The organism is Pseudomonas panipatensis (genome assembly GCF_900099785.1).
Lineage (GTDB): Bacteria > Pseudomonadota > Gammaproteobacteria > Pseudomonadales > Pseudomonadaceae > Pseudomonas > Pseudomonas panipatensis.
The window spans coordinates 18872-41653 of record NZ_FNDS01000016.1 but is presented as its reverse complement, the minus strand read 5'-3'; the positions used below and the strand labels follow the sequence as shown (position 1 = coordinate 41653).

At 60.3% G+C, this 22782-nt stretch carries 24 protein-coding genes and 4 pseudogenes; 5 read left to right on the top strand and 23 right to left on the bottom strand.

Going from position 1 to position 22782, the window contains the following annotated elements:
* Positions 1 to 62: 62 nt before the first annotated feature.
* The 4 genes from BLQ74_RS25240 to BLQ74_RS25225 all read right to left on the bottom strand — a co-directional run bounded on the left by BLQ74_RS25240 (position 63) and on the right by BLQ74_RS25225 (position 3587).
* Positions 63 to 923 carry a sulfurtransferase gene (locus BLQ74_RS25240; RefSeq protein ID WP_090268008.1) on the bottom strand — a complete coding sequence of 287 codons (861 nt, stop codon included), beginning with the start codon at positions 921 to 923 and terminating at the stop codon, positions 63 to 65.
* A gap of 219 nt (positions 924 to 1142) precedes the next feature.
* Complete coding sequence (locus BLQ74_RS25235) at positions 1143 to 1520, bottom strand: sulfite exporter TauE/SafE family protein (protein ID WP_090268006.1); 378 nt, start codon at positions 1518 to 1520, stop codon at positions 1143 to 1145.
* A 29-nt stretch (positions 1521 to 1549) separates the two neighbouring features.
* Positions 1550 to 2917 (bottom strand): sensor histidine kinase, encoded by a 1368-nt coding sequence (locus BLQ74_RS25230; RefSeq protein ID WP_170842874.1) that lies wholly within the window; start codon positions 2915 to 2917, stop codon positions 1550 to 1552.
* Positions 2895 to 3587 carry a response regulator transcription factor gene (locus tag BLQ74_RS25225; protein ID WP_090268004.1) on the bottom strand — a complete coding sequence of 231 codons (693 nt, stop codon included), beginning with the start codon at positions 3585 to 3587 and terminating at the stop codon, positions 2895 to 2897. Before BLQ74_RS25225 ends, BLQ74_RS25230 begins: the two co-directional genes overlap by 23 nt.
* 140 nt (positions 3588 to 3727) lie before the next feature.
* On the opposite strand from BLQ74_RS25225, the gene BLQ74_RS25220 reads away from it, so the two are divergent.
* Entirely contained in the window at positions 3728 to 4468 is a 741-nt protein-coding gene (locus BLQ74_RS25220; protein WP_090268002.1) for a response regulator transcription factor, read from the top strand.
* Between the two features lie 203 nt (positions 4469 to 4671).
* Here BLQ74_RS25220 and BLQ74_RS25215 read toward each other — a convergent pair whose 3' ends face one another.
* The 3 genes and pseudogenes from BLQ74_RS25215 to BLQ74_RS28255 all read right to left on the bottom strand — a co-directional run.
* Positions 4672 to 4887, bottom strand: coding sequence for a co-regulatory protein PtrA N-terminal domain-containing protein (locus BLQ74_RS25215; RefSeq protein WP_090268001.1), 216 nt, complete (start codon positions 4885 to 4887; stop codon positions 4672 to 4674).
* Between the two features lie 182 nt (positions 4888 to 5069).
* Entirely contained in the window at positions 5070 to 5489 is a 420-nt protein-coding gene (locus BLQ74_RS25210; protein ID WP_090267999.1) for a hypothetical protein, read from the bottom strand.
* 180 nt (positions 5490 to 5669) lie between these two features.
* Positions 5670 to 5887, bottom strand: a pseudogene (locus tag BLQ74_RS28255) (chloride channel protein); the annotation flags it as partial.
* Between the two features lie 279 nt (positions 5888 to 6166).
* On the opposite strand from BLQ74_RS28255, the gene BLQ74_RS25200 reads away from it, so the two are divergent.
* Entirely contained in the window at positions 6167 to 6949 is a 783-nt protein-coding gene (locus BLQ74_RS25200; protein WP_090267998.1) for a CHAD domain-containing protein, read from the top strand.
* A gap of 120 nt (positions 6950 to 7069) precedes the next feature.
* Here BLQ74_RS25200 and BLQ74_RS25195 read toward each other — a convergent pair whose 3' ends face one another.
* Positions 7070 to 7939 carry an ADP-polyphosphate phosphotransferase gene (locus tag BLQ74_RS25195; protein ID WP_090267996.1) on the bottom strand — a complete coding sequence of 290 codons (870 nt, stop codon included), beginning with the start codon at positions 7937 to 7939 and terminating at the stop codon, positions 7070 to 7072.
* Positions 7940 to 8799: 860 nt separating this feature from the next.
* On the opposite strand from BLQ74_RS25195, the pseudogene BLQ74_RS27255 reads away from it, so the two are divergent.
* Positions 8800 to 8901, top strand: a pseudogene (locus BLQ74_RS27255) (IS5/IS1182 family transposase); the annotation flags it as partial.
* Positions 8902 to 9239: 338 nt separating this feature from the next.
* Here BLQ74_RS27255 and cydX read toward each other — a convergent pair.
* Genes cydX through cydP form a run of 5 tightly spaced genes read right to left on the bottom strand, consistent with a single transcriptional unit; the run spans position 9240 to position 12690 of the window.
* Complete coding sequence (gene cydX / locus BLQ74_RS25190; protein ID WP_090267994.1) at positions 9240 to 9347, bottom strand: cytochrome bd-I oxidase subunit CydX; 108 nt, start codon at positions 9345 to 9347, stop codon at positions 9240 to 9242.
* A 10-nt stretch (positions 9348 to 9357) separates the two neighbouring features.
* The gene (locus BLQ74_RS27250; RefSeq protein WP_139199126.1) at positions 9358 to 9717 is read right to left on the bottom strand and encodes a NifB/NifX family molybdenum-iron cluster-binding protein; all 360 of its coding nucleotides are present in this window, start codon (positions 9715 to 9717) and stop codon (positions 9358 to 9360) included.
* Between the two features lie 11 nt (positions 9718 to 9728).
* The gene (gene cydB, locus BLQ74_RS25180) at positions 9729 to 10865 is read right to left on the bottom strand and encodes a cytochrome d ubiquinol oxidase subunit II (RefSeq protein WP_090267992.1); all 1137 of its coding nucleotides are present in this window, start codon (positions 10863 to 10865) and stop codon (positions 9729 to 9731) included.
* Between the two features lie 15 nt (positions 10866 to 10880).
* A complete protein-coding gene (locus tag BLQ74_RS25175) occupies positions 10881 to 12467 on the bottom strand; it encodes a cytochrome ubiquinol oxidase subunit I (RefSeq protein WP_090267991.1) in 1587 nt (528 codons plus the stop codon).
* 25 nt (positions 12468 to 12492) lie between these two features.
* Positions 12493 to 12690 (bottom strand): cytochrome oxidase putative small subunit CydP, encoded by a 198-nt coding sequence (gene cydP / locus BLQ74_RS25170; protein WP_342028966.1) that lies wholly within the window; start codon positions 12688 to 12690, stop codon positions 12493 to 12495.
* A 185-nt stretch (positions 12691 to 12875) separates the two neighbouring features.
* On the opposite strand from cydP, the gene BLQ74_RS25165 reads away from it, so the two are divergent.
* The gene (locus tag BLQ74_RS25165; protein WP_090267987.1) at positions 12876 to 14195 is read left to right on the top strand and encodes a sigma-54 interaction domain-containing protein; all 1320 of its coding nucleotides are present in this window, start codon (positions 12876 to 12878) and stop codon (positions 14193 to 14195) included.
* 32 nt (positions 14196 to 14227) lie between these two features.
* Here the strand turns inward: BLQ74_RS25165 and BLQ74_RS27830 are convergent.
* Both BLQ74_RS27830 and BLQ74_RS27825 read right to left on the bottom strand, forming a co-directional pair.
* Positions 14228 to 14748, bottom strand: a pseudogene (locus BLQ74_RS27830) (acyl-CoA dehydrogenase C-terminal domain-containing protein); the annotation flags it as partial.
* A 10-nt stretch (positions 14749 to 14758) separates the two neighbouring features.
* Positions 14759 to 14965 (bottom strand): annotated as a pseudogene (locus BLQ74_RS27825) (nuclease-related domain-containing protein); the annotation flags it as partial.
* 287 nt (positions 14966 to 15252) lie between these two features.
* Here BLQ74_RS27825 and BLQ74_RS25155 point away from each other — a divergent pair.
* Positions 15253 to 15480: a DUF7740 domain-containing protein gene (locus tag BLQ74_RS25155; RefSeq protein ID WP_244507263.1), complete on the top strand. Its 228-nt coding sequence runs from the start codon at positions 15253 to 15255 to the stop codon at positions 15478 to 15480.
* Between the two features lie 34 nt (positions 15481 to 15514).
* Here the strand turns inward: BLQ74_RS25155 and BLQ74_RS25150 are convergent, their stop codons facing one another.
* The 8 genes from BLQ74_RS25150 to urtC form a co-directional block, all read right to left on the bottom strand.
* On the bottom strand, positions 15515 to 15901 hold the full coding sequence (locus BLQ74_RS25150) for a hypothetical protein (protein ID WP_170842873.1): 387 nt from the start codon (positions 15899 to 15901) through the stop codon (positions 15515 to 15517).
* Between the two features lie 201 nt (positions 15902 to 16102).
* Complete coding sequence (locus tag BLQ74_RS25145) at positions 16103 to 17134, bottom strand: AAA family ATPase (protein ID WP_090267985.1); 1032 nt, start codon at positions 17132 to 17134, stop codon at positions 16103 to 16105.
* Positions 17135 to 17158: 24 nt separating this feature from the next.
* On the bottom strand, positions 17159 to 18202 hold the full coding sequence (locus tag BLQ74_RS25140; RefSeq protein ID WP_090267983.1) for an aliphatic amidase: 1044 nt from the start codon (positions 18200 to 18202) through the stop codon (positions 17159 to 17161).
* 63 nt (positions 18203 to 18265) lie between these two features.
* Positions 18266 to 18613 (bottom strand): FmdB family zinc ribbon protein, encoded by a 348-nt coding sequence (locus BLQ74_RS25135; protein WP_090267982.1) that lies wholly within the window; start codon positions 18611 to 18613, stop codon positions 18266 to 18268.
* A 51-nt stretch (positions 18614 to 18664) separates the two neighbouring features.
* Positions 18665 to 19894, bottom strand: a complete 1230-nt coding sequence (gene fmdA / locus BLQ74_RS25130) for a formamidase (RefSeq protein ID WP_090267980.1) — start codon at positions 19892 to 19894, stop codon at positions 18665 to 18667.
* Positions 19895 to 20079: 185 nt separating this feature from the next.
* The gene (gene urtE, locus BLQ74_RS25125) at positions 20080 to 20769 is read right to left on the bottom strand and encodes an urea ABC transporter ATP-binding subunit UrtE (protein ID WP_090267978.1); all 690 of its coding nucleotides are present in this window, start codon (positions 20767 to 20769) and stop codon (positions 20080 to 20082) included.
* A gap of 79 nt (positions 20770 to 20848) precedes the next feature.
* Positions 20849 to 21607 carry an urea ABC transporter ATP-binding protein UrtD gene (gene urtD / locus BLQ74_RS25120; protein WP_090267977.1) on the bottom strand — a complete coding sequence of 253 codons (759 nt, stop codon included), beginning with the start codon at positions 21605 to 21607 and terminating at the stop codon, positions 20849 to 20851.
* On the bottom strand, positions 21604 to 22779 hold the full coding sequence (urtC, locus tag BLQ74_RS25115; RefSeq protein WP_090267975.1) for an urea ABC transporter permease subunit UrtC: 1176 nt from the start codon (positions 22777 to 22779) through the stop codon (positions 21604 to 21606). The genes urtD and urtC overlap by 4 nt, the downstream gene beginning before the upstream one ends.
* Positions 22780 to 22782 lie beyond the last annotated feature (3 nt).

The window sequence follows — 22782 nt, the reverse complement described above, 5'->3', positions numbered from 1 at the left end:
TATATAAATCTGCCCCCATTTGCAGCGGTCGCACAGGGCGATTCAGTTGGCTTCAAGAGGGTCTAGTAGGGCAAACCTTCCTCGATTGGTAAGGTCGGGTCTCTGGACCATTCGTTCCAGGACCCCAGGTAGAGGCGAACGTCCTTGATTCCCGCTTCTTCCAATGCCACAAAGGTATTGGAGGCACGTGCGCCTTTGAAGCAAAAGACCACAACAGGCGTATCGCGGCTAATTCCGACCGTGGCGCACTCCGCGAGAATTTCACTGGGAGACTTGAACATCGGTCCCTGAGCCGTCGGTTTCATCATCCGGTACCACTCCAGCCATACCGCCCCTGGGATCCTACCCTTGCGCGGGCAAAAATCCTTTCCATAGGGCGATGAGCTTTCGCCGATCCATTCATCGACATCACGTACGTCAAGTTTGACGATGTGGGGGTCGGCAACCACCCGCTTCATCTCGGCGAGATCGACAAAGAGGCTGCGCCCCCCTTCGGCAGAGGGGAACGTGGCAGGAGCCGGTGAGGAAGCGTCACTGGTGCTGGGAAGTCCTGCGTTGCGCCAAGCGCTGTAGCCGCCGTGCAGTATCCTGATCTTGTCGCGAGGGTAGCCGAGATAGCGGAGCAGCACGTAGCCTCGGCAAGACTGCCCAAAGCCGGTGGTCATGGACTGCTCGTATACGAGCGCTGTTTCCCTGCCAGACAAGCCGGCCTTTGCGAATGCCTGAGCGAATGTATCGCGCAATGCGATCAGGCCTTCCGGAGTGGTGGATGCCAAGTAGGTAAATATCTCGTGGATATTCACGGCGCCCGGCAGATGAGCCTCGGCGTAACTCGCAGCATCTCGGGTGTCGACGAGAACCACGGACTCACGATCGATCATTTCCGCCAACTCGGACGGCGAAACGAGAACCCTGTTGTTCATGAAGCGCCTCACACAGCGGGACAGTGCCCGCCTGGATAAGGAAAGAGAAAATCCGTCGCCCCGCCGCTTTCTCCGCATACTCAGCTTGGAAAACCTAATGTGAGGAAGCTAGAAAAGAGTTTATTGATGTGAATCAACTTCAGCAGCACGGCTCTATTTGTCATACAAATGGCCTTTACCGAAATGGCGCTGGGCGTTGACGCTCACCGATTCGCGCAATCACCGCAGACGCTCATAGGCACCGTAGACGAGGTAGATACCCAAACAACACACGAAGATGCCGAACAATAGGCGCAGGTGCGGCCCGCTGACATGGCTGGCGATTCGAGCGCCAAGCCATGCGCCGAGGAACATGGTGATTGCGATTACTATCGCTGCCGTTACATCCACGTTGCCATTGCGGTAGTACTCGAGCGCCGCGGCGAGGCCGATCGGAGGCAATAGCACAGCGAGCGAGGTTCCAGTGGCCATGTGCTGGGAAAAGCCCGCCCAGTAGATCAGCGCCGGCACGACGATCAGCCCGCCACCGACACCGAATAATCCCGCCGCCACGCCGCTGACTGTACCGATCACCACGAACACCAGCCATGTAGACATGGGCCTGTTCCTCTCATGAGCACTAGGATTCACTGGGGCGCCGCCTTGCCCATCATTTCCATGCGGCAACCAGGCCGCGCATCATGGATTTCCAAACTCATGTCGTGCAGTCGTGCTACTGCCGACACCATGCTGAGCCCCAACCCGTTTCCCGGCATATTGCGGCTCGCTTCACCTCGATACAGGCGACGGAAGACGGACTCACGCTCCTCAGCCGGGATTCCCGGGCCGTTGTCGCTGATGCTCAGGCCGGATCGGGTGGAGTCGGCAATTACCCGGACCTCGACCCGCCCCTTGTCGGGCGCGAACTTGAGGGCGTTGTCGAGCAGATTGCAGGTGGCATCGAAGAGCAGCTGCGGGTCGCCCAAGACGAGTGCCGGCCGCCCTGCGGCAACGAACTCGAGACGGATGTCGCGCTCCTCGGCCAACGGCTCGAACAGTTCCTCGACATCGGCGCCGATCTTGTTCAGGTCAACGGTAGAGAAGTTGCTCCGCCGTGCCCCCGCCTCGATCTGAGATATCCGCAGCAGCGCACGGAAGGTTTGCATCATGCCTTTGGCCTCATCAAGCGCCTCATCGACTGCCTCGAGGTACTCGGATTCGGACAATCGATGTCGTCGCGCACGCTCAAGCCCCCCGATCAATCGGGTCAGCGGCGTACGCAGGTCATGGGCGATGTCGTCGCACACGCCCTTGAGCTCCCCCATCAACCGCTCGATGGCGTCCAGCATGCCGTTGACCACATCCGAGAGGCGGTCGATGTCGTCGCCGTTACCTCGAATCGGGAGTCGTCGACCGAGATCACCCGCAACTATTCGTCGAATCGAGCGTGTCAGGACATCCAGCCGGCGCCTGGCCGAGTACCCCAGAGCCACAGCCCCTATCAGGCCGACCAGAATCAGCAGCGACCCTCCGGAGATCAACGCATTCATCAAAAGCTCATGGAATTCGCGAATGTCGTGAATGTCCTCTGCGACCACCAGCGTGGAACCGTCATCCAGGCGGTGAACGATGAAGCGTACAGGGCGATCGTGGCCGCCCGGTGCGCTCCAGCTGAACTCGTGGGGTTGGTCAAGGGTGCCGAATTTCGGGATGGTCTTCATCGGTCCGGCCGTTGGATTGCCGCTGGCGTCAAACAGCGTGAAGGGCGCCAGATTGTTAGGGTCACCCTTGCTGTGGTCGAGCATTTCCTGCAGGCGTATCGGTCCGGTTTGCCGGCTTCGGACGTCGATCGCCCGGTAGAGCTCGCCGTCGACCTCCTTGAGCAGATACCCGGTGGTTTGCCAGTAGATGTAGCCGAACAACGCGAGAAACGAGCAGATGAACAATGCCAGGAAGATCAGCGCCGTGCGGAAACTGATGGTCCGCGGTACATCACTCAGGCGAGCGAAGAACATAGCCTGCTCCGCGAATGGTGTGCAGCATTGGAGCGTCGCCTTCTCCATCGATCTTTCGGCGCAGGCGACCGATGTGAACCTCGATGACGTTGGTCTGATCGTCGTACTGGTAATTCCAGACCGCCTCGAAAAGCATCGTGCGCGTCACCACCTGGTCGACGTGCTGCGCGAGATACTCCAGCAGGGCGTATTCGCGCGGCAGGAGATCGATCTGCCGCTCGCCACGGCGCACCGTGCGACGCAGCAGGTCGATCTCGAGATTGCCGATTCGAACGCGGTTGTCCTGGGGCTGGGTCGTCGACTGGTTATGGCGCCGGTTCAGAGCGTCCAGACGAGCGGTCAGTTCGATGAACTCGAAGGGTTTTGTCAGGTAGTCGTCGCCACCGGCCCGCAGTCCCCGGACCCGCTCGTCGAGGTCGCCTAGGGCACTGAGGATCAACACCGGCGTCAGGACACCCGAGGCACGCAGGGCCGTCAACATGCCCAGGCCGTCCAAGTTACCGGGCAGCATGCGGTCCAGCACGATGAGATCGAAGTCGCCGGCAGCCGCCTGCAGCAGTCCATCACGGCCATTGCCGACCGAGGTGACGGTGAATCCATGGTCCTGGAGGGCCGACTCGATTTCACGCGAGGTTTTAGGGTCATCCTCGACGACCAATACGTGGGTCATGACAATTCAGTGATTTCCCGAGGGGGAAAATGGCACGACACGATGCCTCTCCCATCCGAATAGACTAGTGTGAGAATGTCGAATTTCGGCGCTCCCAAAGGGCTACTGGCGGAAGATCCAGACACTGTGCCGAGGTTTCCGTGCGCATTCTCCTAATTGAGGACGACGATCGTACGTCCGTCTACCTGCGGCGCGGCCTGGGTGAGGCCGGGCATGTCGTCGATGCCATCAAGGATGGCCGTACCGGCTTGGACATGGCCCTGGAAGGCATCTACGACGTCATCGTCGTGGATCGTTGCCTGCCCGGCATGGATGGCCTGGAAGTGGTTCGCGAATTGCGCCGACAAGGCGAATCGGTTCCCGTACTGATGCTCAGCGCCCTCGCCTCCACGGAGCAGCGTGTCGAAGGGCTTCAGGCAGGGTGCGACGCCTACCTGGGAAAACCCTATGCATTCGTCGAGGTTCTCGCCCGCCTGGAATCCCTTTTGCGATCGCGCGTGAATGCGCCTGCGAACAGGCCCGGCCAGCTGCAGGTCGGCGAACTCCAGCTAGACTGCGCCCAGCACCTGGCTACTCGCCAGGGCCGCAGAATTCCGCTCGGGCAACGCGAAACGCTGATTCTGGAAAAGCTGATGCGGCACCATGGCCAGGTCGTGACGCGCCTGATGCTGCTTGAAAGCGCATGGGGCTACGACTTCGACCCGAACGACAATGTCATCGACAAACATATCCATCGCCTCCGCCGAAAGCTCGACGAGGGTTTCGACGCCTCGCTGATCATGACGATACCGGGTGCCGGCTACAGGCTCGAGGCGCCAGAAGCGATGTGCGCCGAAGCAGAACCCGCGTCCAACTTAAGGAAAGAAAGCGACGAGCCATGAGTATCCGCACAAGGCACGGACACCCGGAGTACCCCGGGTGTCCGTGCCTTGTGCGGCTGGCCCCGCTACGGCAGGAAGCGACAACCGCACGGCGCGCCTGTTCCTGCATCAGGACTGGTGAAGTCAGGCACTGAACCAGCCACGTCGCTCACAGCGCGCGACAGGCCCAATGCCAACCAGCCAATCCTCCTGAAGTATCACCTTCAGTTGGTGCGTTCCACCCGATGAGCAGCCTGATCCTGGCTGCTGGCAACCGATTGGGCATGCGCATGGGTCTGCTCGACTTGTGCGTAATGGTGCATCGCTTCTTGGCGAGCGGCGTCCATCTGTGCAACGACACGATCACCACCGTCTTCGGCCATGGCCACGGCGGAAACGCCAAGCAGGGAGGCAATCAAGATCGTGATGAGAGATTTCATAGCTAACACTCCGTTTCGGGGACCGCCGATACCGCCCGGTATCGGCTCAAGCTCTAGGCTTGGAGTGATCATATGGGGCGGCTCCTAGCATCCCGTTCTCTGCAACTTAAAACTTTTGACAGGAAGTGCAGTGGCCCACGCCCCGGCCCTCAGACCTGAGTGGCAATCCCCTTACAGGTGCCCTAACTCCCCCCCTTGCCAGCGCCATTTCCGCCCTGTCCACCGCCTTTGCCGGCACCTGCTCCCTGTCCGCCTCCCTTACCGGGCCCCTGACCGCCAGCCGGCCCCATGCCACCTTTCCCGGGTTGAGGCGCATCGGGCAAGGTCATGCCTTTTTCCTTGGCTCGCTTTTGCATCTCGATATGATGCTGCTGTCGTATTTGCTCACGCTCCTCGGCGGTCTTGGCATTGCGCATCTTGTGCTGATACTCACTGCGCTCCTGCGGCGTCATGAGCTGACTGCCATAGATTCGATCATGGGTCTGGGTCTGGGTTCGACCTTGCGTTTGATCCTGTGTTCTCTCCTGGTCCTCGGCAAAGGCCGCACAGGCGTAAGCGGATACGAGTCCGGCAATCACAGAGGCTGCAATGATTCGACGCATAGAATTACCCTCCCCTTTCTTGTGGGTAAATTGACAACCCTACATGGTGCCCATGATCGTTCAGCACCAAACAGAACCAATCTTGAAGATGACGAGTGTCTTCGCCTTGAGCCAGGTCAATTTTCGCTCCAAATCACCGGAGTGCCCAAGGCTCCGCAAAGGCCAGAACGTAGCGACGGACAAACGGGTCAATAGTCGATCAATGGCAGCGATGACCTGGGGTATACCACTTCCTTTAGCGTTACTGAACCAGCGTTGCATGCACCAGGTGAGCGCGCAAATCCTAGTGGAGTGATGAGCAATGGCAGCCACGTCGCTTGTGCCAGCCCGGAGCGAAACAGGATAAACGCCTCGTCAGCCAGCCAAGCAAACGCCAGGGCGACCAACCCCACCAGCAAAGCACCAAGCCAGAATGCCAGCCGCTGCCGCCACTCACGGCAACGTGGGCGGCGAAAGCGCTAGAGGCCTGAGCTAGTCTGGTCGTTCAGTGTTTCAGCGGAGGATGTTTGCTCAGCATTGAGGGGCATAAACTCGGACCAAGTTGGATACAGGCATTGCAGTTAATTATCGCAGTAGATAAGAGGCTGGATCTATCAACGGATGTCTGAAGGAGGAAATTCCTTCTTTCAGACAAAAAGGCAGCTACATTGCACCGACGATTTGCAAGGAGATGAAGAATGGATTTCTTGGATGTGGTCGTTGCCAGAGTGATAGGCATCGAGGTGGATCTTTTCCATGCATACGCCAGAGTGGTCTCCGAAACGGACGCTGAGGCGTTGCACGATTTCCGTATCGGCCAGCGCCGTCTGCGCAGCCTGCTGAAGACCTTGGGCATGAAGTCCATTTCCGCTGACCTGGAAAAGGCAACGTCAGCAGTTGGAAAAATGACCACCCCTGTCCGTGATCTGGAAGTAATGGCTGAGGAATTGGAGCGGCATGGCCTTATCGAGTTGGCACAGTTGCGTCGCCTTAAGGTTTCTTATTGGTATAAAACTGCCGATGAAAACCCTCTAATCAGGGGGCTCTTCACCGAGCTGGCTGATTGGCCCGATACTTTCAGGCGTGAAATTGGTTACATTCATATCAGACACCTGAAAAAGCGAACCACAAGAAGCATCTCTAGGCAGTTGCAGCGCCTGAGCCTGGCCTTGAGCGATCCGGCCCACGATCGGCATGATATTCGACTGAGGATCAAACATGCCCGCTACTCACAAGAGGCCTATCCGGAGCTCTACCCATTGCCTGGCCACCTGCTTTCCGAGCTGAAGAAACTTCAGTCTTCTCTTGGGAGTTGGCATGATTGCCATCAGTGGTGTTTGAAGGCAAAGGTCGAGCCTGACCTAGAGGCGCTTATCGCTACTTGGTCACAAGCTAAAAGCGAAGCATTACAAGCGGCTGAACAGCGGATAACCCCTTTGGCGGTGGAACTGGCCAAGTTCTTGGAATTAAAAGCTACCTGACGGGTGGCCTGTGTGGCTAGCGCTACGTATTTTTAGTTTTTTATAGTTTTGCATTCGGGTACGAAAGTCGCATTCGCATGGGCTTTTGAAAGATAAAGCACAGACTGGCGGATGCTTTTTCTACTCTTCAAGCTTTTTGCGGAATGAAAGTAGTTCGATCTTCCTCTCTGCACTGGCTTGCGGATAGTTCATTTTCAATCCTTTAAATGTATCAATAATTATTTGAGAGACTATTAATCTAGTATTTTCCTTGTCATCGGCAGGAACGATGTACCAAGGCGCATTGCTTGTACTTGTTGCGCTGAGACACTCTTCATATGCACTCATATATTGACTCCAGTATTTTCGCTCCTCAATATCCGCAAGACTGAGCTTCCAGTTCTTCTCTGGTTCGTCAATGCGAGCCAGAAATCGCTTCCGTTGCTCTTCTTTCGATAGATGGAGAAAGAATTTGACAATACGAGTTCCATTGCAGTGAAGGTGTGCTTCCAAATCCATGATCGAACGGTAGCGACTCTGCCAGAAAATATTCTCGTCATCGATAGGATCCGGAATTCCTTCGCCGCGGAGTATATGGGGATGAACGCGCACGATCAGGACCTCTTCGTAATAGGATCGGTTGAAGATACCGATCCGCCCTCGTTCAGGAAGATTGCGTGTGGTGCGCCAGAGAAAGTCGTGTTGCAGTTCGGCAGCACTGGGGTGTTGAAAACTGAACACTTGGCAACCTTGAGGATTGACTCCTGACATCACGTGCCTGATGGCGCCATCCTTTCCAGCAGCATCCATAGCCTGGAAAATCAGCAGGACAGCATATCGATTGGATGCATATTGAAGTTGCTGCAGCGAGCTAAGTTCTTCAACATGCGCTCTCAGGAACTTCTCGTATTGAGTCCTCGACTTGTATAGTGGATCCACTATAGTCGGCCAATTTTCAAGGCAAACATTATCTCCCTCTCGCACACGAAACTCATCAGCATGTATTTTCATGATTTGGCTCAAAATAATTTCGGAAGCTAGCTTCTTTCAAAGATAATGAATAAGGTGTTTCTAGTTAACTATCAGAATAATTATAGACGACATTGATGCGTGGTTCAAAAATGAGCCATCTTTCATGTTTGATATCGGCAGAACCAATTTCGGAGTCGATCCATGATGCCCAGACCCTGGATGAGTACATGGATTGTAGAAAGTTCATGAGCCTAGATAGCGACTGCTATCAGGGGACGGCGATTTCGACTGGAGTTAATGCCTCCTTGCTTAGGGATAGGAATACAGAACACGATAGCCAAGTACTTTGGCTTGCGCTAGGCGACTCGTTCAAGCCGGGCGGCACGTTACCCAATGCCTTCGCCGGTGAGCGCACATCTATGATGTCTGCTGGCATTTCGCTCTCATCGCTAATAAAGAAAAACAAGATTGGTAGTATCTCAGGTTGTCCTTTGTTGATTTGAAAACCTTAAGATGGCTTATCCCAAAAATGAGCAAGGATCGCCTGCACAAGCTACAATCAATTGGTGCACGGCTTGAGGGGTTAGAGCAATGAATCGCATTAACAGAAAGAGCATCAATAATTAGATTGCAAAATAGCGGCTCTTGCTGCCCTGTCTGGTCAAGATCAAAAGGTCGCTGCTTTTGCTCAATGCACATTATGAAGGCATATTAAACTATAAAGTTTTGATTGTTCTCAAGAAGCACAGCCATCTCATTAAGATTGACATGCCGATAAGTGGTGGGGGTATATTTTATTTGAGCCCGATCATCGTGCCAATTTAAGTGTTAATCATGAGTGGCTGGCACAACATAAAAAGAAAGCATCATGCGATGCGATGTCTTGATCAGAATGGCCTTTGGCCAAGAATGCCGCGCAAATTGTGACGCTGTTTGCCCTGTCGAATCTGTGGATGGCCAGCCGACATTTGCTGAGCGCCAGAGGAGAGGTGCGTCTGTAATGCGAGATATGGCTGCTGCAAGATGCTCGCGGTAGCGAAAAAGAGAGGGAAGCTCGACTGATCTGGGTGTTATGGATCGATTGGCCGATTTTCAAAATCGGCAGGTGCTGAACTCAGCCGAGATTTAAGACTACGTCAGACCATCCTTAAGTATCCACAATTGCTGAGGTGAAAAGCTGCCTTGAGTCATATTTCAATCGGCGCTAATAGCCTGGCCTTGCATCGAACAAGCAGTGACGCCAGACGCCCTCGCGTATACCTTCGAGGCCTGGGAACGGGTCTGAATCAGCGAACCAACGGCGGAGCGCACTATGCGCCCCGCCGTGCTCAGGCAGGTGTTAGCGGTCAGGCTCGTCGTTAGGCGCCTTGGCATCGCAATACAAGGTATTGAGTACCGACAACAGCAGCGCCAGGCCTAGTCCGAGAATCCAAGCGAAATACCACATGATCTGTCCTCTAGTCCGGTTGTCCACAATGGCAACGGCTGGCCCTCGGTTCCAGCGAAGATGGCACGCCACCGAGGTAGCTACGCACGGCCAGCTCGGGCGACGCCAGGTGGGTCAGGTAGACGTCGACCCCGCGCTTGCCTAGCCTCCGTGACAAATGCTCACCGATGCCGCGGCTGATCAGCACGCGGATCTGCGCCAGCGGGTGACGCTCGTCCAGTGACGCGAGCTGGAGTATCTGCTCTGGGGCCAGTTCGATCTCATCCAGCACCCGGTGTCCGTGACGACCGAAGAGGAGGAAGCGGCGGCAGCGTCCGGCATGCGCGGTAACGGTTGTCGCATTCTGGCTGGCGACAGCGATAAGGGTCATGGCGCGCCTCCTCAATAGGCTTTCTTGTCGTTGTCGAGAATGAACGCCAGGGTCACCTTACCGGCCATAACCTTATAGGCCCAACTGGTATAGATGACGATCAACGGCATGAAGATCAGCGTCGCCACCAACATCACCTGTAAGGTCAGACGCGAGGAAACCGCGTCCCAAACGGTCAGCCCCGAATTCGGGTCGGTAGACGATGGCATCAAGAAGGGGAAGAGTGCGACGCCGGCGGTGGCGATGATGCCGGCCATCGCCAGGGACGAAGCAATGAAAGCCAGTCCCGGGCGCTTGAGCGCCGCCAGCACCTGGCCAAGCAGCAGGCACAGGCAGCCCAGAGCCGGCACGCCCCAGAGCAACGGCCAGAGTTCGAAGTTATGCATCCAGCCACCGGCCACCAGCGCGACGCTCTTCGCCAACGGATCGGGCAACGCCGTCGGGTCGGCCCCAGCGACGATCACCTGGCCCGGCAGACTGGCGACCCAGAAGCCGGCGGCGATGAAGCACAGCAGGCACAGCGGGGCGAAGCCAAGTGCGGCGAGCCTGGCTCGACGGAACACCTCGCCATCGGTGCGCAGCATCAGGTAATGCGCGCCATGGGTGGTAATCATCGCCGTACTGACCAGGCCGCAGAGCAGCGCGAACGGATTGAGCAGGCCCCAGAAGCTGCCGGTGTAGAACGGCCGCAAACTCTCGTCGAAATGGAAGGGTACGCCCTGCAGCAGGTTGCCAAACGCCACGCCGAAGATCAGCGGCGGCACCGCGCCGCCGACGAACAATCCCCAGTCCCAGGTCTGGCGCCAACGCGGATTGGCGATCTTCGAACGGTAATCGAAACCCACAGGACGGAAGAACAGCGCCCAGAGAACCGCCAGCATGGCCCAATAGAAGCCCGAGAAAGCGGTAGCGTAGACCAGTGGCCAGGCAGCGAAGATTGCGCCACCAGCAGTGATGAACCAGACCTGGTTGCCGTCCCAGTGCGGCCCCACGGTGTTGATCGCCACCCGCCGCTCGGCGTCGGTCCGGCCGACGAAGGGCAGCAGCGTACCAACGCCCATGTCGTGACCGTCCATGATGGCGAAACCGATCAGCAGGACACCAACCAGCACCCACCAGATCAGTTTCAGAGTGATGTAGTCGATCATGTTCGCCTCCTCGGTTTAGCCGTTGACCGGCAGGAAGCCGCCGGTCCGTTCACCGCTGTAGCGGCCGGTGCCCAGGCTGGCGGGGCCGAGTCGGGCAAATCGGATCATCAGGTACATCTCTACCACCAGCAGCAGGCTGTAGAAGCCAATGAAGCCGACCAGCGAACCGTACAGGCTGGCCGGGGTTAGGCTGGATACCGAAAGATGCGTAGGCAGCACGCCGTATATGGTCCACGGCTGGCGGCCATATTCGGCGACGAACCAGCCCAGTTCGCTGGCCAGCCACGGCGTCGGCAGGAAGAGCACGGCCCAGCGCAGCAGCCAGCGCTTGTCGGCGAAACTGTCCTTCAGGCTGAAGTACAGCGAGCAGGCGAACAGGGCGAAGAGGCCCATGCCCAAGCCGACCATGCCACGGAACGCCCAGAATAGCGGGAAGACCCTGGGAATGGTGTCACGCGCGGCCTGGTCGATCATCTGTGGCGTGGCCTGGCCGACATCCTGGATGTACTTCTTCAGCAGCAGGCCGAAACCGAGATCGGCCTTGTGCGCGTTGAAGGTGGCCAGAGCCTCGGCATGGGCGCCCGGCTCGGCGTCCCGCCGCCGCAACACCTCCAGCGCCTGCACGGCGTGTATACCGGAGAGCACGCGTTGGCGGTTCTTCGCCTGGATGTCATGGATGCCCGGAATCTGCGTGCTTATCGAACGGGTGCCAATCAGACCCATGAGCCAAGGAACCTGCAACGCATAGCGGTTGGTGCGCGCCTCGTCGTCAGGCAAGGCGAACAGCGTGAAGGGGGCTGGCGCCGGGTGGGTTTCCCACATACCCTCGATGGCCGCCAATTTGGTCTGCTGCGAAGCGGTGACGGTATAGCCGGATTCGTCGCCGAGAACGATCACCGAGCAGGCCGAGGCAAAACCGAACGCCGCTGCGATGCGGAACGAACGCTTGGCGAAATCCACGTCACGTCCGCGCAGCAGGTATGCACTGGAAATCGCCAGGACGAAGACCGAAGCGGTCACGTAGCCGGCCGATACCGTATGCACGAATTTGGCCTGGGCCGTGGGGTTGAACACCATCGCCCAGAAGTCGGTCAGCTCCATGCGCATCGTCCGGTAGCTGAACTCGGCGCCTACCGGGTCCTGCATCCAGCCGTTGGCGATGAGAATCCACAGCGCTGAAAGATTCGAGCCGAGGGCCATCAGGAAAGTGACCAGCAAATGCTGCCCTTTTGACAGGCGCTCCCAGCCGAAGAAGAACAGACCGATGAAGGTCGATTCGAGGAAGAACGCCATCAGGCCCTCGATGGCCAAGGGCGCGCCGAAGATGTCGCCGACATAGTGAGAGTAGTACGCCCAGTTGGTGCCGAACTGGAACTCCATGGTGATCCCGGTGGTGACGCCCAGGGCGAAATTGATGCCGAACAACTTGCCCCAGAACTGGGTCATGTCCCTGTAGACCTGGCGGCCGGTGAGGACATAGCTGGTTTCCATGATCACCAGCAGAAAAACCAGACCCAGAGTGAGCGGGACGAATAGAAAATGGTACAGAGCCGTCACGGCGAATTGCAGCCGTGACAGATCCACCAGATGGTCGCTGAGCATCTGCGTGAGACTCCTTGCAGGGGCGTTATTGCGGACGGGCGGGGAAGGAAGAAGCAGGAACCCTGTCGAGTAGCCCCGTGGAAATCGTCTGAACGTCCCGCGCCAGCCTGGGCTGACCGTCGAAGAACGCCCACCAGAGCAGGCCAAGCAATAGTGTTTTCAGGACGATGACCAGGGCCAGTTCGCGAGCCAGTGATGACGTGGATGGACGCAGTGCCTTCATCTCGGACAACCAGGGTTCCTACTTCTGAATAGGTCATTACAAGAGCTGTGCCATTAGCATGGAATAAAAAAATCTACTTATATTTCAATCGGATAATTAGATTCACTCAGCCAGACGAAGTGACCATGTCGTCTTTTTCGCCATATATGGCAAAATCTTCCGACAAATATGTCAGAGACCACGCCATGACCCTGAGTGCTTCCCTGGGCGAACTGGTCGCCTTCCTCGACTACCTACCGGAACCTCGCATCGTCATGGGCCGCGACTACCGCATCGTCGCCGCCAACCGTGCCTATCTGGATGAGTTCTCCTCCGGTGGGCCGCTGATTGGACGCACCTGCCACGAGGTCTCCCACCACTTCACGGTACCTTGCGATCAGGCAGGCGAGGCCTGCCCTCTGGGGAGTTGCCAAAAGAAGGGCACGCCGGAGAAAGTCCTGCACTTGCACCACACGCCACATGGCGAAGAGCACGTGGCCGTGGAGGTGATGCCGATACATGGTAGCGACGGACAGATTCGTTATTTCGTCGAAACCATGCGTGTGCTGCGCCATGCCAGTGGCCAGGAAGCTGCGCGCGGGCTGGTAGGGCGCGCGCCAAGCTTCAGGAAAATGCTCGAGCGTATCCAGCGTGTCGCCGCGTCCGACGCTGCGGTGCTGCTGCTGGGAGAGACCGGCACCGGCAAGGAGTTGGTAGCCCAGGCCATCCATGAAGCCAGTGAGCGTCGCGACGGGCCGTTTGTCACAGTGGACTGTGGTGGCCTAACGGAAAGCCTGTTCGAGAGCGAACTGTTCGGCTACGAAAAAGGCGCCTTCACGGGCGCCAGCCACCGCAAGCACGGTCTGGTGGAGGCAGCCTCCGGCGGCACCCTGTTCCTGGATGAAGTCGGCGAACTGCCGCTGTCGCTGCAGGTGAAACTCCTGCGTTTGCTGGAAACTGCAACTTACCGCCGTGTCGGCGGTCTGGAGACCCTGCGCGCTGACTTTCGCCTGATTAGTGCTACCCACCGGGCGCTCGGTGAGATGGTCGAAGCGGAAAGTTTCCGCCGTGACCTCTATCACCGTATCAACACCTTCCCCATCCGCACACCATCGCTGCACGAACGGTCCAGTGACATCCCCCTGCTCGCCCGCTCCCTGCTCAAGCGTGTGGATCGCCAAAAGAACCGCAGCATCAGCACTGACGCCCTGGTCTGGCTGGCTGGGCGGCGCTATCGTGGCAACATCCGTGAACTACGCAACCTGATCGAACGCGCCAGTCTGATGGCCGATAGTGGCGAAATCACCCTGGCTGACTTCCAGAACGAAGCGGAATTAAGTCCGCCCAGCCAGCCCTCCGACGGCGAACACTTCCAGCTCGGCGAACCGGTGGACTTGGACGTCCTGGAAGCGCGCTACCTGGCCTGGCTGATGCCAAAGGTCGGCGGCGAGGTGAGTGCAGCGGCGCGCATTCTCAGGGTTAGCCCGCGCACTCTTTATCGCAAGCTGAATAAGACAGTGGAGTGAGAAGTCCCGGCGCTCCCGCGGGAGCACGCCCAGAAGGCGAAGTGCGCTTCGTCCAACGCCATCAGGCAGCCGGCGCCTCCCAGCAGGGCCACACGGTGCATGCTGGCGCGCGGCAGGATGCGCTGTAGGTAGAAAAATCGGTGCTGGCCAGCTATGCGCGATAGAAATCGACCTCGCCGCTACCGTCATCGAGCGCCGCCTGGGCTATGCCGGCGACCTGCAACCAGAGGTGGGCTAGCAGCACATAGGCGCCGTATTGCGGGTAGCCTAACGAGATGACGCCGATTTCCTTCGGATCACGCGGGGTCGCGACGAGTACTTCGGCGGTGAGTTTGCGCCACTTGCCGAGGAGCGCCTGCACCGTAGGCGTCTTGGGTGCCACGGTGTCGCATCGGGCCAATCGGTCGCACAGTTCGCTGAAACCAGCCTGCAACGCGCCTATATCGGCACCACCATCGGCCATCAGTTTGCGGCGGACCAGGTCGAGCGCCTGGAGACCATTAGTGCCTTCGTAGATCTGCGTGATGCGGCTGTCGCGCACCACTTGCCCCATTCGTGGATGTAATGCCCAAGGCGGCTTTCAGGGCCTTGAAGTGTTTGTAGTTCTGTCGTAGTGGGTTCTGGAATTTGTAGGTGCACTTGTTGATCTTCGGCGTTCACTGCGACTGCTTTTCGCTGCCGAAGATCCCTCCGCTCATGTACTTCGTTTCCAGTACGAAGATGCCCTATGGCGATAGGAACACATGATCGATCTGGGTAGTGCAGGCGGGGGGCGTTCAGCATGACATTTCGGCCATCCTGCCAAGGACGATGAAAGAGGCTGATTCATGCACTGACACCCGCACGCCCCGCCCTCCCCGGGGCGAAAGCCTGCCTGTCGAAACCAAGGCCCGGTCTGTGGGGGGATGCCGGTCACAGCATACAGTCCTCACCGATTGCAGTAGCCGGGGGAAGGCTGCGCCGACATGGAAATGACCATCTCGGCGGCAAGGTCAAATTACGCCTGCTCTGCCGGCGCTATTGCATCATCCACTTGAACCGAGTCTAATTCCACTTCATGCTCAGTCCCTTGTCCAAGCCGAGCTACCGCGAGTTGAACCTGCAAGACGCCCTCCTCGCCCTCCTCCTTACCGTCCGCCTGCATGGTACCGACGCTGCAGTGCGGGCAACCGCCAAGCGCTGCGCTAAGCAACTGCCTCGCAGCAAGCGCGACCTGATGTACCGCGTGATCGACAGCACAGAGCCCTTGAAGCTGGTTCGCTACCTGGGCGAAAACCTCGATTGAGCCCACCAAGTGCCGTCGGCTGCAACCCTGCGCACTACCTCTGATCTGTCGGCTCTCTCGGTCGTTTGGCTAGCTTGGCAGGCTTAGCGCTGACCCGCTGGGCACGCAGACGCTTGACCAGATGCTGCGCCAAGGTCGCGGCCCGCGCCGCCTCGGCGGTGGCCAGTTGCTGAGCTTCGCTAAGCTTAGCCAAGGCAGTATCCAGGCGCTGACGTAGTTGCTCTTGGTGCTTACTGACGGCCTTCATCTGCGCGGCCACCGCCATGCTCTCTTCGCGCACCCGATCGACTTCCCGGTGCGCGCGATCCTCCACCCCGCGCACATAGGTCGCCGTGGTTTCCCGCTCCTGGAGCAGTTCCCGCTGGGTGCTCTGCAGCTCTAGGCGCAGGCTGCTGACGGGGTAGAACCCTGTCGTGCCCATCGACGCTAACGATGAGGTCGCACATTCGCTTGATGCTCCGGAACTGGCGCGCCGCGGCCCGCGCCACCGCGAAGAAGTTCGGCCCCGGGATGCGCCCCACCAGCCAGACCAGCGCCACGGAAATCAGCGGGAGCATGTTCAGCCACCTTCCTGGATTCGACAAAGAGGCTTCACAAAATATAGAGAGAAGGGCCAGCCCTCTCAATCCAGGCGACGGAGTTCCAGCGCCCCACCGACGCAGTCCGCCAGCAGGCGGCAGGCCGTTGGTTGCTCCAGTAGGAAATCCGCCACCACCGGTTCCAGCACCCGGCGCATACGCCGGACCAGGTCACGGGCGCCGAAGCGAGCATCGTGCCCACTGCAGAGGAAGAACCTGGCGGCGTCGTTCAGCTCCAGGCTCCTCCCCCGCCGGCCCAGGCGCTGGTTGAGCTTGTCCAGTTCGATGTCCAGCAGGCTTTGCAACCAATCGCCGTCGATGCGCTCGAACGCCAGGATGCGGTCGATGCGGTTGAGGAACTCCGGCTCGAAGTGTCCATGCAGCGCCTCCTCCAGCACCCGCCCCTGATCATGGGGCAGCAAGTTGAGCCAGCGCCGCCAGCCGCGCTCGAAGGGTGCCCGGTACTCCCAGACCTTGCGTGCGCCTATGTTGCTGGTCATGAAGATCAAGCTGTTGCGGAAGTCGATGCGCTTGCTGCCGGCGCTGAGCACCAGTTGTCCGCTGTCGAGTACGTTGAGCAGTGTGCGGATCACGTTGCGATCGGCCTTTTCAAGCTCGTCGAACAGCACTATACCCGGGCGCCCGTAGCTTCCCGCAATGGCCTCGGCGTCAAACAGCGTGGTGCCTTCCTTGCTGCCGACATACCCGGGCGGCGCCCCGGCCAGCGCGGCGGCATAGTGCTCCTGGGCCAGGGTATTCATGTCGATCCGGCACAAGGCGTCCGCCCTGCCGTGGATGGCCAGGGCCAGCAGCCGCACTATCTCGGTCTTGCCGACCCCGGTGGGACCGATGAACAGGCTGACACCCAGCGGCCGCTCGGGATCGCCGATGTCGGCCTTCACCACCTTGAGCAACGCCTCCACCTGGTCGAGCACCGCGGCCTGGCCGACGATGCGCGAACGCAGCAGAGCCATTACTGCGTGGGGTTCGAAGAGAAAGCGCGAGGGCAGCAGCGCAGCGCCTTCGCGGGCTAGCTGCCCGCGGTTTTGCTCGAGCAGGTCGTTGACGAATGGCATGGGCTCCTCTCCTCGCTGCCGGGCTCAGCCCAGTTGCCGTTCCTTGCCCGAATGCGGCAGTTCGCCCACCGGACAATCCGCCACACCTATGGTCGAGCGGGTGAGTTGCTCGACGTTCTCCCTGGCTTTCTGCGCATCCAGCACCCAGGTGCGGTAGAAGTCGAACGGGCAGTCGGCCACGCCCTTGTCGCCGTCGCCGGAGTCGTAGACCCCGGTGTAGCCACGGTGCAGCAGCTTGAACAGATGGTTCTGCGACTGGTCATTGGCGCGTGCGTCGCGAATCTGCGAGACCGACAGCTGAGCGTACTGGATGCCCATCTCCTCCTCCCCGCATTCGCCGAGGGTACGGCCGTCGAAACCGATGATCGCCGAGTGGCCGAAGTAGCTGTACACGCCGTCGAAACCAGTGGCGTTGGCTACCGCCACGTAGCAGTTGTTGGCCCAGGCCATGGTCTTGGCCATCAGTACCTGTTGGTCCTTGGCCGGGTACATGTAGCCCTGGCAGCGCACTATCAGCTCGGCGCCCTTCATCGCGCAGTCGCGCCAGATTTCCGGGTAGTTCCCGTCGTCGCAGATGATCAGGCTGATCTTCAGGCCCTTGGGGCCCTCGCTGACGTAGGTGCGGTCGCCCGGGTACCAGCCTTCGATGGGGCACCAGGGAATGCACTTGCGGTACCTCTGCACTATCTCGCCCTGGTCGTTGATCAGCACCAGGGAGTTGTAGGGCGCCTTATGCGGATGCTCCTCGTGGCGCTCACCGGTGAGCGAGAAGATGCCCCAGGTCTTCGCCTCGCGGCAGGCGGCGGAGAAGATCGCGGTTTCCTCGCCGGGGATGGTCGCGGCGGTCGCCATCATCTCGTTGTGGTCGTACATGATCCCCATGGTGCTGTACTCGGGGAACACCACCAGGTCCATGCCCGGCAGGCCGAGCTTCATGCCCTTGATCATGTCGGCGATCCTGCGGGCGTTGTCCAGCACCTCGGCCTTGCTGTGCAGGCGCGGCATCTTGTAATTGACGACGGCGACGCCGACCGTGTCGGGGCTGCTGGAAATATCGCCATGGCGCATCGGGTTACTCCTTGGGAATCGGGCTGACGGGCAGCGCTGCGCGCGCCCATCCGCGGAAAGGGATTAGTGGCTGATCATCCAGGGACGGGCCGAAGGGCTGGTCTTCAGCCCATGGGGGTTGGCCTTGGTGCGCTGTACCGGCTTGCTCGGCGCGCAGCAACTGCAGCCGGCGCCGTGCTTGCGGTTGGCCTTGTACTCTTCGAGGGTCTGCGGGGCGTGGCGCGAGCGTTCGTTGGCCTCGTTGGCGCGGCGCTGGCTGCCAGGCATGGTCGCCAATCCCGGAACGCTGAGGATCACCCGCATGCTCTGCGTCTCGCAGTAGGGGCAGGCGCAGGGTTCGTCACGCTGGGCCATGGGCCGCAGCAGGGTGAAGTCACCGCAGTTCGGGCAGTCGTATTCGTAGATCGGCATGGCGGGCTCCCGGCGACGAGGCGCGGCCGGCGGGCGGCCGCGCCCTGGCCGTCAATTGTCGTAGGCGATGGGCATGTCGATGCTACCGTCCAGGTACCGGGTCGGGCCGGCGGCGCTAGGGTTGATGTCGAACTCGAAGATGTCCGTCGGCAGCCAGAGGGTGGCGCAGGCGTTGGGGATATCCACCACCCCGCTGATGTGCCCTTGCACCGGCGCCGAACCCAGCAGCGAGTAGCCCTGGGCGCCGCTGTAGCCGAACTTCTTCAGGTACTCGATGGCGTTCAGGCAGGCCTGCTGGTAGGCCAGGTTGACGTCCAGGTAGTGCTGCTGGCCGGCATCATCCACCGAGATGCCCTCGAAGATCAGGAAGTTGTTGTAGGTGGGCACTATGGGGCTGGGCTTGAAGATCGGGTTCTTGATCCCGTACTTGGCCATGCCGCCCTTGATCAGTTCGACCTTCATATGCACCCAGCCGGCCATCTCGATGGCGCCGCAGAAGGTGATCTCGCCGTCGCCCTGGCTGAAGTGCAGGTCGCCCACCGAGAGGCCGGCGCCGTCGACGTAGACCGGGAAGAAGATCTTCGAGCCGCGGGACAGGTCCTTGATGTCGCAGTTGCCGCCATGCTCGCGCGGCGGCACGGTGCGCGCGCCGCTGGCGGCGGCCGCATCGCGGGCCGCGCCGGTGAGCTTGCCCATGTGCGCGGTGGCGGCGAATGGCGGGTTGGCCAGCGGCGGCACCCGGGTCGGGTTGCTGTCGATCAGCTCCTGCTCGCGGGCGTTCCAGTTGGCCAGCAACTTGGGGTCCGGCAGGCAGCCGATCAGCCCCGGATGGATCAGCCCGGCGAAGCGCACGCCGGGAATGTGCCGGCTGCTGGTGAACATGCCCTGGAAGTCCCAGATGGATTTCTGCGCGGAGGGGAAGTAGTCGGTGAGGAAGCCGCCACCGTTCTGCTTCGAGAAGAAACCGTTGAAGCCCCACAGCGAGTCGGCCTTGGCGCCTATGTCGAGCAGGTCGACCACCAGCAGGTCGCCGGGCTCGGCGCCCTTCACCCCCACCGGACCGGACAGGTAGTGCACGGTGGACAAGTCGACGTCGCGCACGTCGCTGGCGTCGTCGTCGTTCTTGATCGCGCCGCCGGTCCAGTCGTAGGTCTCAAGGATGAAGTCATCGCCCGGGTTGACCCAGCAGGCCATGGGGATGTCCGGATGCCAGCGGTTGTGGACTTGCTCGTTCTCGGTGGCGGCCTGGTTGAGGTCGACCTGGATCAGGGTGTCGGTCATCGCGCGGCTCCTTGCTGTGCCGGTTGCGGGAGGGTTCCGGGCCAGTCTCGGGGCTGGCGCCGGCGCTGCAAATACGTCGGATGACGTATGCCGCAGCCCAGGCGTGGCGCTGCTTCCGGCAGTTTTTGCGAGGCGTGCGGAAGCGGCCGCCACGCTGCTGCATGGCGGCCGCTGGAGGGCCGTCGTCAGACCGACAGGTAACGGCTGACGGTGGCCTCGTCGACCTTATCGCGGGTCTCCTCGACCACGAAACGGCCCTTCTCGATCACCAGGAAGCGGTCGGCAATGTCGAGGGTGAAGGACAGTACCTGTTCGGAAACCACGATGGTCAAGTCGCGCATGTTGCGGATCTCCTTCAGGGTGCGGGCGATGTCCTTGATGATCGACGGCTGGATGCCTTCGGTCGGCTCGTCGAGCAGCAGCACCTTGGGGTTGGTGGCCAGCGCGCGGGCAATCGCCAGTTGCTGCTGCTGGCCACCGGAGAGGTTGCCGCCCTTGCGGCCGCGCATTTCGTGGAGCACCGGGAAGAGTGCGAAGAGATCGTCCGGCACCTGCCCCTTGGCCGAAGCCGGCAGGCCGGTCTGGATGTTCTCCAGCACCGTCATGCTGGGGAAGATCATCCGTCCCTGGGGCACGTAGGCGATTCCACTGGCGACCCGCTGGTGGGTCTCCTGTGCGGAGACGTCGCGGCCGTCGACGCTGATCGAGCCGGCCCAGGTCGGCAGAATGCCCATCAGGCTCTTGAACAGGGTGGTCTTACCCATGCCGTTGCGGCCCATCACCGCGACTATCTCGCGCTTGGCCACGTCCAGGCTGAGTTCGTGGAGGATGCGGCTCTGGCCGTAGCCGGAGACCAGGTTGCTGATCTGGAACATGCGGAACTCCTTGTGGCCCGAAGCCGCGTGGCGCGGGTGGAAGGCCGTGCCGCCGGCGGCGACACGGCAGGCGATGGCGTCAGTGGCCGAGGTACACCTCGATCACCTTCGGGTTGCTCTGCACCGCTTCCATGCTGCCCTCGGCCAGCACTTTGCCCTGGTGCAGCACGGTGACGCGGTGGGCGATGCTCTTGACGAACTCCATGTCGTGCTCGATGACCAGCACCGAACGGCCCTGGCTGATGCGCTTGAGCAACTCGGCAGTAGCCTGGCGTTCGGCCACGCTCATGCCCGCCACCGGCTCGTCGAGCATCAGCAGCTGCGGGTCCTGCATCAGCAGCATGCCGATCTCCAGCCACTGCTTCTGGCCATGGGAAAGCAGGTCCGCCTGGCGCTGCAGGTGCTCGCCCAGGCCAATCTCGGCAGCCACCTGCTCGACCCGCTCGATCACCTCGGCAGTGCGCTTGAAGAAGAGCGCGCCGAACACCTTACGCCCGGCCGGGTACGACATTTCCAGGTTCTCGAACACTGTCAGGTTCTCGTAGATCGAGGGGTTCTGGAACTTGCGCCCGACCCCGGCACGGACGATGTCGTACTCGCGCATCTTTGTCAGCTCGCGGCCCTCGAACTGGATGCTGCCAGCGGTGGAGCGGGTCTTGCCGCAGATCAGGTCAAGCACCGTGGTCTTGCCGGCGCCGTTGGGGCCTATCACCACCCGCACCTCATTGCGGTCGACGTACAGGTTGAGGTCGTTGACGGCCTTGAAACCGTCGAAGGACACGGTCAGTCCCTCGATGGCCAGCACCGGCTTGGGGCTTTCGAAACCTGTCGGGGTCATGGCGTGGTCTCCAGTTCAGGGGCTTTGCTCTCGGCGGCGAGCGCCTCCACCGGCTTGGCGTTGACACTGGCGGTTTGCGCTTTGCCCTGGGTGAAACGCGCCAGCCACTTGCGCCCGTGGCTGTCCCAGAGCCCGGCCAGGCCGTTGGGGAAATACATGACGACGACGATGAAGAGCCCGCCCATCAGGTACAGCCACAGCTCGGGAAAAGACTCGGAGAAGTAGGTCTTGCCGAAGTTCACCAGCAGCGCGCCGTACACCGCGCCGAGCAGCGATAGGCGCCCGCCGACCGCGGCGAAGATGACCATCTCAATGGACGGCACGATGCCGACGAAGGACGGCGACATGAAGCCCACCTGCAGGGCGAACATGGCCCCGCCTATGGCCGAGAAGGCTGCGGCGACGCAGAACACGAAGATCTTGAAGCTGGCCACGTCGTAGCCGGAGAAACGCACCCGCTCTTCCTTGTCGCGCATGGCCACCAGTAAGCGGCCGAGCTTGGACGCCAGCACGAAGCGGGCAAGCAGGATGCAGCCCAACAGCAGCGCGGCGTTGACGAAGTAAAGGATGACCTTGGCGCTGTCCGGGCGGATGTCCCAGCCCAGCACCGTCTTCAGGTCGGTGATGCCGTTGACCCCACCGGTCAGGCCCTGCTGGCCGATGATAAGGATTGTCAGGATGGCGGCTATGGCCTGGGTGACGATGGAGAAGTACACGTCTCCCACCCGTCGCTTGAACATCGCCAGGCCGATCACGAAGGCCAGCAACGCCGGCACCGCGACCACCGCCACCAGGGTGAAGCCGAAGCTGTGGAACGGCTGCCAGAGCCAGGGCAGCTCTGTGATCTGGTTCCAGTCCATGAAGTCCGGGATGCCGGGGGTGGACTGGATCCTGGTGCTCTCCGGGTCCGAGGCCTCCAGCTTGAGGAACATCGCCATGCAGTAACCGCCGAGGCCGAAGAAGATGCCCTGGCCGAGGCTGAGGATGCCGCCGTAGCCCCAGCACAGCACCAGGCCAACCGCGACGAAGGCGTAGGTCAGGTACTTGCCGACCATGTTCAGGCGGAAGGTGTCCAGCGTCAGCGGGAACACCACCAGGATCAGCGCGGCCAGCACCAGCAGGCCGATGGCGCCCTGCCTGCCGCCGAGCAGATTGTCGATTGCCTTGTTCATCGC